This is a genomic window from Massilia frigida (assembly GCF_011682175.1).
In the GTDB taxonomy this organism is placed as follows: Bacteria; Pseudomonadota; Gammaproteobacteria; order Burkholderiales; family Burkholderiaceae_D; genus Telluria_A; species Telluria_A frigida.
Map to the genome: position 1 here is coordinate 56,597 of NZ_WHJG01000001.1, position 14,310 is coordinate 70,906.

Below are 14,310 nucleotides of genomic sequence, written 5' to 3' on the forward strand. Positions count from 1 at the left end.
CGCAAGGGAACTTCCCACGACGAGCTGGAAGCGAGATTCGCGGCGCACCGCGCTGAGTGCATCAGAGCGCTCGAAGTGCGAACATCGGCTGACTCACGTTCGCCTATGCCGGCACGTGAATCCGCACCTTGATGTGCTTGAGGTTGACGATCATCGTGAAGATCATCACGACCAGCAAAGACCACGAACTCCACTTCCCGACATGCACCATCGACCACGCGCCCAGCTGGTTGGGGTACTTCCAGATGCCGAAAAAGGTGCTGATGTTTTCGGCCAGCCAGATGAAAAACCCGATCAGCACAAAGGCCAGCAGCAAGGGCATGCGGCGCTCGACGTCGAGCGGCCGAAAGATGACGGTCGACCTGGCATACAGCCCGAGCGCGCACGCCGCCACGTTCCAGCGATAGTCGCCGATGTAGTGGTGCGTGAAAAAATTGACGTAGATGAGGAGCGCGATCACCACGCCCATCCAGTGCGGCGGGTGATGGATCACCCGCAAATCGAACAAACGCCATGCCTGGATGATGTAGCTGCCGACGGCCGCATACATGAATCCCACAAACAGCGGCACGCCGAACAGCTTCGTGTACGCAGGGTCCGGGTAGGACCACGACTGGATGCTGCCCGAGGTCTTGAACACTTCCAGCGCAAAGCCGACCACGTGAAACAAGGTGATCGCCTTGAGTTCATCGCGCGTCTCCAGCCTGGCCCACATCATCCAGCCCTGGATGGCAAGCGCGACGACCAGCAGCACGTCGTAACGCGGGATGCCCCACAGGCCCGCGCGCGGTACCGAAAACACCGCCGCAAAGAACAGGCCCACGAACAGGCAGGCGCGCGCTTCCTTCATGCCGAAGTAGAGAAACTCCACCCCAAAGCGGGACAGGCCGCTAAGTCCGGCCCGGGGATGGAATGCCAGCAGTTGCGCGTCGACCGCGCTTGGGCGCAACGAAAACAGCCGGGACAGGATATGGGCGGCCATACGAATAAAGAGCTCCAGGGTGACGAAAGTGAAGGCGGGATTGCGAGGCTGGCAACGGCATCTTAACCCAAGCCGACGCCCCACCGGCCGGGCGCTAGCGCCGCTCGCGCCACCACAGCAGCAGCATCGCCGCCGTGAACAGCAGCGCAAACGGCCATGCCGGCACTGGCACGGTGCCCGCCGCCGCCGGCACCGGCGTGCGCGCCGCATACCGCGCGGTGGCGTCGCGCCGCTGCGCCTGTTGCCACAGCGGCCAGTCGTCCTTGGCGTACGCATACAGCTTGCCGGCCTGCGGCTTGGCGCCTCCGGTGTGCATCGCCAGCCAGCCGGCCTTGCGCGGCCATACGGCCACGCAGGAGGCGTCGGCCTTGTCCGGGCGGCGCTGCCAGGCAAGCGTTTGTTTGAGTTCGGGGAAGGCGACCTCGCCCTGCACGCCGAACGCGCACACTTCCAGCCGCCGGCCGGGCAGCGGCATCTCCCGCGGGTCGAGCCAGGCAACGTCCTGCGGCCGCTCGACGCCGGCGCGGTCGAGCACCCCCTGCCACCACAGCCCGAGCGCCTGCGGCTCGCTGATCGCGTAGCGGTGCCAGTCGGCGACGCCAAGCCAGACGATGCGGCCCTTTTCCCACGGCCGCGTCCAGATCCTGTCGCCCGCCGCGCTCCACGGGCCAGATGCCGGCGCCGGATTGAGCGGCGCCGACGCCAGCGCCAGCGGCGTGCCGGAAGGCCGGGAGTCGGCCTGTTCCCTCAGTTCCAGCTGCACAGCGCGTGCCCACACCTGCCTGTCCTGCGCGTTCGCCGCCAGGATCACCAGCGGCGTGCCCGCAGCAACCTGGGCCAGCAAGGCCGCGCGCGCGCCGTCGCCCAGATGCTCGATGTGCGCGGCGTCAGCCACCAGCAGATTGGGTTGGGTAAGCGTAGCCGCCGGGCTTTCACTGCGCGTGACGGTCTTGCCCAGGGTGACCTGCCAGTCCAGCGCCGCATGGCTGTCGACCAGCAGGTCATTGAGCGCGCGCGCATCGAACGACGGTGCGCCGAAGCGCCCCATCACCTGCAGCGGCACCGGCGCCGACACCGAAAACGGCACCGGCCCCTGCGCCATCAGCTTGCCGCTGCCATCGAGCACGCGCGCACTGAGCACCAGCGTCTCGGCCACCGGCGGCAGCCACTGCACCGTCAGCGCCGCGCCGTTGCCGGCGATATCGGCGATCACCTGCTTGTTTTCGGCCAGCAGTTGCAGGCGCCAGCTGGACGCCTGGCTGCGGCGCACAGTCAGCGCGAACATGCGCCCGAGCGCCAGTTCGCGCGGAAAATCCAGGTGCAGCACGTCACTCGCAGGCGCCTCCCACAACAACGGCCGCGCCGGCAGGTCGTGCCACTGCGCGGCGCTCAGGCCATCGCCGGTGAGCCTCACGGCCGCCGCTTCGTTCAGGTCGATGGCCTCGGCCTCCGAATCGATCGACAGCGTTCCAGCCGCCCCGGCCGGCATCGGAAAGTCGCCGACAATCACACCCAGCGCCACCGCAGCGACCACGATCAGCAGCGCCTCGACCCACTGGCGCCGCCACAGGTAGACGGCGGCGCTGCCGATCCCCATCAGGAAAATCAGGCCGGCAGCGATCATCGGTGAGCTCCGTTGCGCAAGGCGCGGGTGAAGAGGGTTTGTGGGGCGACCTTTGCCTGCAACAGTACCGGTGCCTGGGTGATGGCGCCGCGCAGCCAGGCGCGCAGGAGCGGGCGGCAGGCGGCGCAGCCATCGGCCACGTCCTGCACGGCGCGCTGCGCTTCGAGGCGCTGTGCTTCGTTGGCGATGCGTTCGCGAATCCATGCGTGCGCGTCGCGGCTCCACAGGGCCGGCAAGGCACCATCGCCATCGAGCGCTTCGATCAGACGCCGCACCTCGCCGGGAATCGGCACGGCCGGGGCGCCCTGTTCGCGGCGGTAGCTCTTGGCGCCAACGACGTCGCCGGTCATGCGGATTTCTTCCTTGAGCGCGGGCGGCACGAAGGCGGTCTTGTGCAGGTAGATGCGGTCGGCCTGCTGCAACTGCTTGATCGCTTCCAGCGCCTTGTGTTCGGGCGCCAGCGCGGCCGCCGGCGTGATCGCGCGCAGGGCCTTTTCGGCGTCCCACATGGCGCTCAGGGCGCGCCGCAGGACCTTCTTGGTCGACTCGTCGAACAGGGTCGCGTTTTCGGCCTGGTCGTGCATGTGGCCGAATTCGGCGATCACGTCGTGCTTCTCGTCCTTGTCGTGATGCTCCTCGCCGCCGAACAGGGTCGACTCCTCGCCGAGAAACTGGCCGTAACGGCGCCGCAACTGGGCCTGGTCGTCGGCAATGGCCTCGCTGCGCGAGCGCACCGTGGCCGGGTTCATGCCGGGCGCCGCTTTCACGTCGGCCAGCAGCTGTTCGGTGTCGATGATGATCTGGCGCTGGCTGCGCAGGTTTTCGGGCTTGACCAGCATCGGCTGCGCCGACGACTCGTCGCTCTCTTCCACCGGCCCGGGCAGGCGCAGGGTGTAGGTGGGCGAGACGGTGGTGTGCGCTCGCTCGGCATTGTCGGTCGCGCGCACAAAAAAATACAGATCGTCGCCCGGCTCCATGCCCAGCTCCGCCAGCGTCCATTGCTTGTGCCAGGTACGCGTGCGCGGATCGTTCGACTCGGGTAGCGGCAGTTCGCGGTCGCTGAAGCGGATGTTTTCGCCGCTGCCGCGCGCCAGCGTCAGGTGCAAGGTGGCGCGCCGCACCTGGTAATCGTCGCGCACCGCCAGCGTGATGGTGGTGCTGGCGGCATCGCGCGCAAGCGTGTGGATCATCTCGCGCGGCGCGGACATGGTGACCTCGGGCGCCTGGTCGGCAATCACGCGCAGCTTGTAGCGTGCGCCACGCCAGCGCCAGAATACCGACTCAGTCGCATTCCAGCGCGCGCAGGCGCGGCCAATCGCGAGCGACTGGCCATCGCTCAGTTCAATCGGCGTGTCCACCGGTTGCGGAGCGCGCAGGCACCATTCGACAACGCTATGCTCGGGCACCAGCAACTCGCGCGGCACGCCAACCGACATGGCCACGCCCGTGTATTTGGGCGGCGTCACGCGCACGGTGATTTCGCTGGTCTGCTTCGCAATCAGGGCCTTGACTTCACGCGGCGTGGGCGGAATGGCCTGCACCTGGCGCCATGCGAACAGGGCCAGTGCCGCGCACACGCTCGCCGCGAGCCAGCGCACGTCGAAGCGTACGCGCTCCCTGGCGATGGCCGCCAGCACGTCGTCGGTGAGCGTGGTGGCAATGCGCGCCAGCAGGCGCCGGCGCTGGAGCTGGCCGATGGCGCTGGTGGCCCCCGCCAGCAGCGCACTGCTGTCTTCCAGCGCAGGCACGGTGGCATCGATCCAGCTGCTCCAGTCGCGCCGCACGCGCGCGCGCAAGCGCCGGCAATCCCATACCGCCCACGCGCTACAGAGCGCGATGCCGGGGAACGACAGCAGCAGCACCCATGGCAGGATTACCGCGATCCACAGCGGCGTGCGCCGGCGCGTGGCGGCGAACTGCAACTGGTCGATGATGTCAGCGTCGGCTTGCATGGGCCAGTATCCGTTCCACCGCAAACAAGCCAAGCAGGATCAGCGTCAGCAAATAGCGCAAGGCGCCGCTGGACTGGCCCGGCGTGGCCGACGACGTGGGTGCGATCAGTTGCGAAGGCATCGTGTAAGGCACGGGCGCGTAATGCAGGCGCTGCCAGCTCTCGAACAGCTGGCGCGCGGCATCCGGGCCTGCCGGCGGCCACGCGTTCGACGCCCAGACGCGCCCGCGCGCGCTGTCGGCATAACGGATGCCGTCTGCCTGCGCCGGCTTTTTCAGTTCCGGGAAGGAGGCCTTGTCAGCGGCCCACCAGAGCGGCGCGCGCAGGCTTGCGGGCGGCGCCTGCGGCACGTCCCAGACGACCAGTTCGGCCGTGCCGTCAGGTGCTTCGTCAACCTTGTAGCGGCGCGGGCCATCGAGCGCGGCGAACATGGCGCGCCACTGCGCCGCGCGTTTGCTGACGATGACCACGCGCTGCCCGCTGGCTGCGAACGGCGGCGTCTTGCTGCGCACCTCGATCCGGTGGCGCGAGCGTGGCGGCATGGCGGGCATCGGCACGTTCCCGAGCACCAGCAAACGCGAATCGGGCCGCCATTCGCGCTCGTGGCGCGCCAGCCAGGCGAAGGGATCGCCCGCCGGCACCGCGATCCAGCTGGCGTCGACCATGCCGGCTTGCTTGATCTGGCGCTCGGCCCAGACGCTGTCGGTACCGGCAAGTATCAGCACCGCGTCGCGGCGCCACGGCAGCACCAGGTCGGCCAGCCACGCAATCACGGCGACGATCAGCAGGCAGCGTACCAGCAGCAGCAAGCGCTCGGTCCAGCGCCACTCGCGCAGTTGCTGCGGATCGGCGCGCGGCAGGAAGCGCGCCGTGGCCAGCGGCTCCTGGCGGATGCGCTGGCGCCGCTGGCGATGCCACAGCACCGGCAGCGCCAACAGGGCCAATCCCAGCCACCACAGGGCGTTCATGCGCGTCCGCCCTGGCGCAGCCACGCGCGCAGCACGGCGGGCAGCGCTTGCTCGATGCACGCGGCCAGCGCCGGGATATCGTTGCGGCGGCACTGCGCCAGCATGCGGGCGAAGTGTTCGTCGCGGTTCTTGCGGTATACGCCGACCGTGTCGGGCGCGAAGCGGAATACGCCGTCGGCGTTTTCGGGATCGCGGTACGTGGTCTCTGGAGGAAAGCTGGCATCGCACTCGGCGCGGGTTTGCAGGCAAAGCAGACGCACGTCGTGGCGCATGCGGCGCAGGCGCAGCAGCGCCTCGGCCTGGCCGGACGGCCAGTCGAGAAAGTCGCTGGCGGCGAACACCAGGCTGGGTGCGCGCACGAACGGCATGCTGGCGCGCAGGGTTTCGCTGTCTGGCAGGGCACCGCCGGCTTGCGCGCGCTGCAATTGCGCCAGCACGCGCTGCATCTGGCGTGGCCCGCGCGCGGCGGGGGTGAACTGCACGCGCTCCCCGCTGCAGATGACCAGGCCGAAGGCGTCGCCCTGGCGCTGGGCGATGGCGGCGATGCAGGCCAGGATGGTGCGCGCGTACCACAGCTTGTCGAGCCCCGACACACCGCTGCGGCTCGGTTCCGCCATCGATGCGGTGGCGTCGAGCCAGAGCCAGACGGCCACGTGGCTGTCGCGCTCCGCTTCGCGCACATAGTAACGGTCGGCGCGCGCCAGCAGCTTCCAGTCGACGCGGCGCCATTCGTCACCGGGAGCGTAGGCGCGGTACTCGGAAAATTCGACGCCGGCGCCGCGCTCGCGGCCCGCATGGATGCCGTGACCGAGCCCCGCCAGCACATGGCGGATGATCAGGTTCAGGTCATTGGTGTGCGCGAGCAGCGCGGACGTCGACAGCATGCGATGGCTAATCCTTGTCGGCCTTGATCTCGGCGCGCAGGGCGAGCAGGATGTCGGCAATCGCCACGCCGTCGGCCTCGGCCTCGAAGTTGCGCAGCACGCGATGCGCCAGCACCGGCAGCAGCATCGCGCCGATGTCGTCGCGCGTGACGGCCAGGCGCTTGTGCATCAGCGCGCGTGCCTTGGAGGCCAGCACCAGCGCCTGCCCGGCGCGCGGACCGGCGCCCCAGCCGACGTGCTTGATGACGGCGGCGACATGCGTCTCCTGCGGGCGGGTGGCGCGCACCAGGCGCGTGGCATAGCGCAGCAGGTGTTCGCCGATTTCGATGTCGCGCACCAGCTTTTGCAGGCGCAGCAAACTGTCCACATCCATCACCTGCGGCGCGTCGGCCAGGCCGGCATGGGTGGTGCGCGAGACCATCATCATCTCTTCATCTTCGGTCGGATAACCGACGTCGATGCGCAGCAGGAAGCGGTCGAGCTGCGCTTCCGGCAGCGGATAGGTGCCGGCCTGCTCGATCGGGTTCTGCGTGGCCAGCACAAAAAATGGCTTCGGCAAGCCGTGGGTGACGCCGCCAAACGTCACCGCGCGCTCCTGCATCGCTTCGAGCAGGGCGGACTGGGTCTTGGGCGGCGCGCGGTTGATTTCGTCGGTCAGCAGCACCTGGGTGAACACCGGGCCAGGCTGGAAGCGGAACAGGCGCTGGCGGGTGGTCTGGTTTTCTTCCAGGATTTCGGTGCCGACGATATCGGACGGCATCAGGTCGGGCGTGAACTGCACGCGCCGGAACTGCAGGTCGGTGGCCTGGGCCAGCGACTTGACCAGCAAGGTCTTGCCCAGCCCCGGCACGCCCTCCACCAGCGCGTGGCCGCCGGCCAGCAGGCAGATGACGAGCGACTCGATCACCTGGTCCTGGCCCACGATCACGCTCGACATGCTCGCCTTGAGCGCGCCGATTTTTGCCGTCAAATCGGCGATGTCTTTTTCGTTCCACGCTTGCGCATCATGTTCCTGCACTATCAGGCTCCCAAAGCATACTGAATAATATTGACCGCAAAGCGGGTGTTGTCGACGACCAGCCAGCGCTTGTTGCGGAAGTCGTAATCCCACTCGCAGCCATAGTCCTTGTTCGAATACAGCACCCGCACGCGCCCATTGATTTCGATCGCCTTGAGGTAATCGTGAACCAGGTCGTCGCCCCAGCCATTGAGCTCATTGCCCGTGTTGGGCGGGCCGTCGAACTGGAAGAAGCTCGAATACACCGGGTGCGTGTTGGGGATCTTTTTCAACGCCCTGGGGCCGAAAATGCGTGCCAGTTCCGCCTCGAAGGACTTGGCGAACAGGCCATCGATGTCGTGGTTGCAGTCGTCCACGAACACAAAACCGCCGCCGCGCACGTAGCGCTCGAAATTCTTGCGCTCGGCGGGCGTGAACTGCACCAGTTTGTGCCCCGCCAGGTAGCAGAAGGGCGATTCGAGCATCTTCGCATCCGACAGCGGGATCACGCGCTCCACCGGGTCGACGCGCAGCGTGGTGTACTCCACCAGCGAATTGAGCACGTTGCTGGGCATGCGGATGTCCACGTCCCAGTCGCCCGACTCGTACATCAGGCGCGTGAAGTAGAAATCGTAGCTGCGCATCGGCCTTGCCTACACCGCGTCCGACAGCGACGTGAAGTTGAAGTCGCGGATCTTCATCGGCGGGATCACCATCTGGAAGTTCACTTCATCGCCGCCGATGATCTGCGGCTTGCCCAGTTCATCGAGGTTGTTAAGCATCGACACCGGACTTTCGTTGAAACGGAAGTTCTTGACCGGATGCTTGATCTTGCCGTTTTCGACGTAGAAGGTGCCGTCGCGCGTGAGCCCCGTCAGCAGCAGCGATTGCGGATCGACCTCGCGGATATACCAGGTGCGGGTGACGACAATGCCCTTCTTGGTCGAGGCGATCATTTCGTCGAGCGATTTGGTGCCCCCCGCCATGATCATATTGCCATGGCGGCCGCTCGCCCTGACCTTTTGCTTGCTGGCCCAGAACAGCGAGTAATCGAGCGAGACGATCTTGCCGTTCCTGATGATGTCGGTGCGCTCGCGCGGCAGCATCGAGACCGTGTCCCACGGGCGCACCGGCACGTCCTTGTCCCACGGGTCGGCCCAGATGTTGACCTGCTCGTCGAACAGCTTCTCGCCCAATCGGTTGCCGCCGCCTTTTTTCGACAGGAAGCTGCGGCCTTCGTCGGCGCGGCGCGCGTCAAACGCGCCGAACATGCGCCCGATCAGTTCCGACGTGGCGGCCGGCTCCAGGATCACCGTGTAGCGGCCAGGTTCGAGCGCCTTGGCGTCAACCGAACGCAGCGCCTTTTCGATGGCCACGTTCGAGGCTTCGCGGGCGTCGAAATTGCGCACGTCGTTGGCCGAGCGGGTCACCCAGCCCGAACCGCGTCCGTCTTCCGTGCGCGCGGTGCAGGTGAAGCTGACGTTGGTGAATTCGTGGTGGCCGAACACGCCGTTCGAGTTGGCGATGGTCTCGAAGCCCGTGTTATCGACAAAGAAGCCGGCCGTCACCAGCTTGTTCTTGCGCCCCGCCAGGATGCTGTGCGAGGCCACGTCGGCGCGGAAGTCAGGATCGATGGCGGCGGTGTCGCGGGCAAAAGCGCTCGACGCCTTGTATTGCTGCTTCCCGACCGCCGCCATGAATTCCGGATTTTCGGGCGCCAGGCGGGCCACGTCTTCGGCGCGGCGCACGGCTTTTTCGAGCGACTTGTCGTCGAACTCATTGATCGAGGCGGTGCCCTGGCGCTTGCCGAAAGCGACGCTGACGGTCAGCTGCATGTTTTCGTTCAGTCCAGCGGTCGACACGCTGTTCTGCGCATAGCGGATATTGCCGGTGCGGGCGCCGTTGATCACCACGCGGCATTCGTCGGCCTTGGAAAATCCGAGCACGCGGTCGCAGATGCGTTTTGCTTCTTCCTGGTTCAGCTGTTTCATTACGCGTTTTCCTTAGCCGATTTTGCGGGCGGTGTTGATGACGTTGATGCCATTGAAGCGGGTGGTGCTTGATCCGTGCGATACCGCGCTGACCTGGCTGGGTTGCCCTTTGCCGTCGAAGAAGGAGCCGCCCATGCGCCAGTCGCGCTGGTCGCAGATGGCGCTGCACGCGTTCCAGAATTCCTGGGTGTTCGACTGGTAGGCCACGTCTTCCAGAGGGCCGGTGATCTTGCCGTTCTTGATCTCGAAGTACAGCTGGCCGCCAAACTGGAAGTTGTAGCGCTGCTGGTCGATCGAATACGAGCCGCGTCCGAGGATGTAGATGCCCTTCTTGACGTCCTTGACCATCTCGTCGGGGCTCAAGCGCTCCTTGCCGGCGGCGAGCGAGATGTTGGGCATGCGCTGGAATTGCACACTGTTCCAGCTGTCCGCGTACGAGCAGCCGTGCGACTCTTTCTCGCCGATGATGTGGGCCTGGTCGCGCGTGGCCTGGTAGTTCACCAGCACGCCGTCCTTGATGATGTCCCAGCGCTTGGCCGGCACGCCTTCATCGTCGTAGCCCACCGCGCCGAGCGAACCCGGTTCGTTCTTGTCGGCGATGAAGTTGACGCGGTCGGCGCCGAACTTGAATTTCCTGGTCTGCCATTTATCGAGCGTGGCGAAGCTGGTGCCGGCGTAGTTGGCTTCGTAGCCGAGCACGCGGTCCAGTTCCGTCGGATGGCCGACCGACTCGTGGATGGTCAGGAACAGGTGTTCCGGCGAGAGCACCAGGTCGTACTTGCCCGGTTCGACGGTCTTGGCGGAGAGTTTTTCGCGTGCCTGGCGGCCGGCGGCGCGCGCGTCTTCCACGATGTCGTACGACTTGGTGTAGAGCGTGGCGACGCCGCCGGCGGCCTGGATCTTGTCGGCCGGGCGGGCATCGAAGTATTCGTAGCCCATGCCGGCCGGCGCGGCCAGGCTGTCGCGCGTGCGGAACCTGTTGCTGGCCTTGTCGACGGCGGTGGCGGTCAAAGGTGCCCACAGGCGGTGGATGTCCTGATCGATGTAGGAGCCGTCGGTGGAGGCGAAGTATTTTTGCTGGTTGACCTGGAACAGGGTCGAGGTCATGAAACTGGCGCCGGCGTCCAGGCCCGCCTTGTTGGCCGCGATCAGCATGTCGGCCTTGTCCTTGAAGGGCACCGTGCGCCAGTCGCGCGTGAACGGCGTGGCCCACGCCACGTCGCCCACGCCCTTGAGCGGCGCCATGCGCAGCGGCTCGCTTTGCAGTTTGCTGTTGGCGCGCGCAATCGCCACGGCCTGGCGCGCGGCGCCGGCGATGCTGTCGAGCGAGATGTCGTTGGTCGAGGCGAAGCCGTAGGCGCCGTTGGCGATCACGCGCACGCCCACGCCGGACGATTCGGTGTTGACGATGTTCTCCACGCTCAGGTCGCGCGTGGTGATGAACTGGTTCAGGTAGCGGCCGATGCGCACGTCGCAGTAGCTCGCACCGGCCTTGGTGGCGGCGTTCATCGCGGCGTCGGCCAGCGACTTTTTGAACGCGATGGCGACCGGGTTCATTAATTCTTCAGCCGCGATGGCGTTGCCGAAGACGGGAACCAGGATGGCGCCGGCGGCGCCGCTGCTGATCTTGAGGAAGGTGCGTCGTTCCACTATGTACTCCTGCTTGCGCCCCATCGTTCCCGCGCAGGCGGGAACCCAATTTGCACGCGGACCGGTAGATGCGGCACGTACTTGGGTTCCCGCCGAGTGCCGCCTTGGCGCGGGAACGACGAAGGTGACGGTTAAACCGCGTCCGACAAGGACGTGAAGTTGAAATCCCTGACCTTCATCGGCGGAATCAGCATCGAATACGGCACTTCATCGCCCGCGATCACCTGCGGCTTGCCGATCGCCTCGATATTGTTCAACATCGTCACCGGGCTTTCGTTGAAGCGGAAATTCTTGATCGGATGCTTGATCTTGCCATTCTCGATGTAGAACGTACCATCGCGCGTCAACCCGGTCAGCAGCACCGACTGCGGATCCACCTCGCGGATGTACCAGGTACGCGTGACCAGCACGCCCTTCTTGGTACCGGCGATCAGCTCCGCGGTCGATTTATCGGTCCCGCCCATGATCATATTCCCGGGCGCGCCAATGGCGCGCACGCCTTTCCTGTTCGCCCAGAACAGCGAATAATCGAGCGCCGACACCTTGCCATCCTTGATCATGTTCATGCGCTCGCGCGCCAGCATGTTCGTTGCATCCCACGGCATCACCGGCACATCCTTGTCCCACGGGTCCGACCAGATATTGACCTGCGCATCGAACAGCTTGTCGCCCAGGCGCGTGCCGCCGCCCTTCTTCGACAAAAAGCTGCGCCCCTCGTCCGCCTGGCGCGCATCGAAACCACCCAGCATGAAACCGATCAGGTCCGAGGTGGCGGCCGGCTCCAGGATCACCGTGTAGCGGCCAGGCTCCAGGGCCTTGGCCTCGACCGAACGCAGGGCTTTTTCGATCGCCACATCGGACGCCTCGCGCGCATCGAAGCGCGCCACGTCGGTGGCCGAGCGCTTGACCCAGCCCGACCCGCGCCCGTCTTCGGTGCGCACGGTGCAGGTGAAGTCGATATTGGTCTCTTCCTGGTGCCCGAACACGCCGTTGGAATTGGCGACGGTCTGGAACGAGTGGTTGTCGGTGAAGAAGCCGGCGCAAACCAGCTTGTTCTTGCGGCTAGCCTCGATGCTGTAGGCCGCGGTCTGGGCACGGAACTCCGGATCGATGGCGGCGCTGGCGCGGCTGAACGTCTCCGACGCCTTGTACGCCTGCTTCGACACGGCCGCCATGAACTCCGGGTTTTCCGGCGCCAGGCGCGCCAGGTCCTCGGCGCGGCGCACGACTTTTTCGAGCGACTTGTCGTCGAATTCATTGATGCTGGCGGTGCCCTGGCGCTTGCCGTACGCGACCTGCACTACCAGCGAGGCGTCATCCACCAGCCCCGCAGTGGACACGTTGTTGCGCGCATAGCGGATATTCCCCGTGCGCCCGCCCGTCACGCGCACGGTGCATTCGTCGGCCTTGGTGAGCGACATGATGCGGTCGGTGATGCGCTTGCTTTCTTCTTGAGTCAGAACTTTCATATGCGGTCCCCTGGCTTAGCCGATCTTGCGTGCGGTGTTGATGACGTTGATGCCGTTAAAGCGCGCCGTGCTCGACCCGTGCGACACCGTGCTGACCTGGCTAGGCTGGCCTTTGCCGTCGAAGAAGGAGCCACCCATGCGCCAGTCGCTCTCGTCGCAGATGGCGCTGCAGGCGTTCCAGAATTCCTGGGTGTTCGACTGGTAGGCCACGTCTTCCAGCGGCGCACCGATCTTGCCGTTGTTGATTTCGTAGAACAGCTGGCCGCCGAACTGGAAGTTGTAGCGCTGCTGGTCGATCGAGAACGAGCCCGCGCCAACGATATAGATGCCCTTCTTGACGTCCTTGACCATCTGGTCGGGCGTGAGCTTGGCTTTCCCCGACTGCAGCGAAATATTGGGCATGCGCTGGAACTGCACGCTGCTCCAGCTGTCGGCGTAGGAGCAGCCGTGCGACTCCTTTTCGCCGATGATGTGGGCCTGGTCGCGCGTGGCCTGGTAGTTGACCAGGATGCCGTCCTTGATGATGTCCCAGCGCTTGCACGCCACGCCTTCATCGTCGTAGCCGACCGCGCCCAGCGAACCTTGCGTGACCTTGTCGGCCACCATGTTGACGCGTTCGGAACCGTACTTGAATTTTTTGGTTTCCCACTTGTCGAGCGTGGCGAAGCTGGTGCCGGCAAAATTGGCCTCGTAGCCCAGCACGCGATCAAGTTCGGTCGGGTGGCCCACCGATTCGTGGATCGTCAGCCACAGGTGCTCGGGCGAGAGCACCAGATCGTATTTGCCCGGCACGACCGACTTGGCGGTCAGCTTTTCCTTGGCCTGGCGTCCGCAGGCGCGCGCGTCTTCGATCAGGTCATACGAATTCTTGTACAGGGTGCACACGCCGCCGGCGGCCTTTATCTTGTCATCAAAGCGCGCATCCAGGTATTCGTAGCCCATCCCGACCGGCGTGGACAAGCCCTGGCGCGAGCGGAATTTGTTGGTGGCCTTGTCGACGGCGGTGGCGAACACCGGCATCCACATGCGGTGCACGTCCTGGTCGATGTAGGAGCCGTCGGTCGAAGCGAAGTATTTTTGCTGGTTCACCTGGAACATCAGCGACTGCATGAAGCTCGCGCCGCCGTCCATGCCGGCCTTGTTGGCGGCGATCAGCAGCTCGGCTTTTTCCTTGATGGGGACCGTGCGCCAATCCTTCTTGATCGGCGTGGCCCAGGCCACTTCGCCCACGCCCTTGACGCTTGCCAGGCGCACCGGTTCGGATTGCAGCTTGGCGTTGGCCTTGGCAATGGCGACCGCCTGGCGCGCGGCGCCGGCCACCGCGTCGGGCGACATGTCGGAGGTGGCGGCGAAGCCGTAGGCGCCGTTGCACAGCACGCGCACGCCCACGCCGGCCGATTCGGTATTGGTCACGCTTTCGACATTCAGGTCGCGCGTGGTGATGAACTGGTTCAGGTAGCGGCCGATGCGCACGTCGCAATAGCTGGCGCCGGCGCCGGTGGCGGCATTGAGGGCGATGTCCGCCAGGGTTTTCTTGAACTTTGCCGCGAGGGGATTGAGTAATTCTTCAGCGGCGATGGCGTTGCCGAAAACCGGCACCAGCATCGTGCCCAATGCAAGGCCGCTGATATTGAGAAAAGCACGTCGTTCCATAGTATCTCCTAACACTCACCACGAAGGTAGCGGCCCGCAGGACTGAGCGCCCGCTCTTGTTTTACCGCTCACTGAACCATCTCAACTACTGATATGAATGAAAAAATCAGAAAGAACCATACCAGCAAAATGGCCAAAAGA

General features: G+C 65.5%; 11 protein-coding genes. All 11 read right to left on the bottom strand.

Annotated features, from left to right (window positions below; translation table 11 throughout):
- Positions 1–103: 103 nt before the first annotated feature.
- Entirely contained in the window at positions 104–982 is an 879-nt protein-coding gene (locus tag F2P44_RS00325; RefSeq protein WP_167083984.1) for a DUF817 domain-containing protein, read from the bottom strand.
- Positions 983–1,076: 94 nt separating this feature from the next.
- A complete protein-coding gene (locus F2P44_RS00330) occupies positions 1,077–2,606 on the bottom strand; it encodes a hypothetical protein (protein ID WP_167083986.1) in 1,530 nt (509 codons plus the stop codon).
- Positions 2,603–4,558, bottom strand: coding sequence for a DUF4175 family protein (locus tag F2P44_RS00335; protein WP_167083988.1), 1,956 nt, complete (start codon positions 4,556–4,558; stop codon positions 2,603–2,605). The genes F2P44_RS00330 and F2P44_RS00335 overlap by 4 nt, the downstream gene beginning before the upstream one ends.
- Positions 4,542–5,525, bottom strand: coding sequence for a BatA domain-containing protein (locus F2P44_RS00340; RefSeq protein ID WP_167083990.1), 984 nt, complete (start codon positions 5,523–5,525; stop codon positions 4,542–4,544). The genes F2P44_RS00335 and F2P44_RS00340 overlap by 17 nt, the downstream gene beginning before the upstream one ends.
- Complete coding sequence (locus F2P44_RS00345) at positions 5,522–6,409, bottom strand: DUF58 domain-containing protein (RefSeq protein WP_167083992.1); 888 nt, start codon at positions 6,407–6,409, stop codon at positions 5,522–5,524. Before F2P44_RS00345 ends, F2P44_RS00340 begins: the two co-directional genes overlap by 4 nt.
- 7 nt (positions 6,410–6,416) lie before the next feature.
- A complete protein-coding gene (locus F2P44_RS00350; protein WP_370662612.1) occupies positions 6,417–7,427 on the bottom strand; it encodes an AAA family ATPase in 1,011 nt (336 codons plus the stop codon).
- 2 nt (positions 7,428–7,429) lie between these two features.
- The gene (locus tag F2P44_RS00355; protein ID WP_167083994.1) at positions 7,430–8,050 is read right to left on the bottom strand and encodes a DUF4159 domain-containing protein; all 621 of its coding nucleotides are present in this window, start codon (positions 8,048–8,050) and stop codon (positions 7,430–7,432) included.
- Positions 8,051–8,059: 9 nt separating this feature from the next.
- A complete protein-coding gene (locus tag F2P44_RS00360; RefSeq protein ID WP_167083996.1) occupies positions 8,060–9,397 on the bottom strand; it encodes a TldD/PmbA family protein in 1,338 nt (445 codons plus the stop codon).
- Between the two features lie 12 nt (positions 9,398–9,409).
- Positions 9,410–11,047 (bottom strand): TldD/PmbA family protein, encoded by a 1,638-nt coding sequence (locus F2P44_RS00365; RefSeq protein WP_167083997.1) that lies wholly within the window; start codon positions 11,045–11,047, stop codon positions 9,410–9,412.
- 131 nt (positions 11,048–11,178) lie between these two features.
- Positions 11,179–12,516: a TldD/PmbA family protein gene (locus F2P44_RS00370; protein ID WP_167083999.1), complete on the bottom strand. Its 1,338-nt coding sequence runs from the start codon at positions 12,514–12,516 to the stop codon at positions 11,179–11,181.
- Positions 12,517–12,531: 15 nt separating this feature from the next.
- Positions 12,532–14,169, bottom strand: coding sequence for a TldD/PmbA family protein (locus F2P44_RS00375; RefSeq protein WP_167084001.1), 1,638 nt, complete (start codon positions 14,167–14,169; stop codon positions 12,532–12,534).
- Between the last annotated feature and the right edge of the window lie 141 nt (positions 14,170–14,310).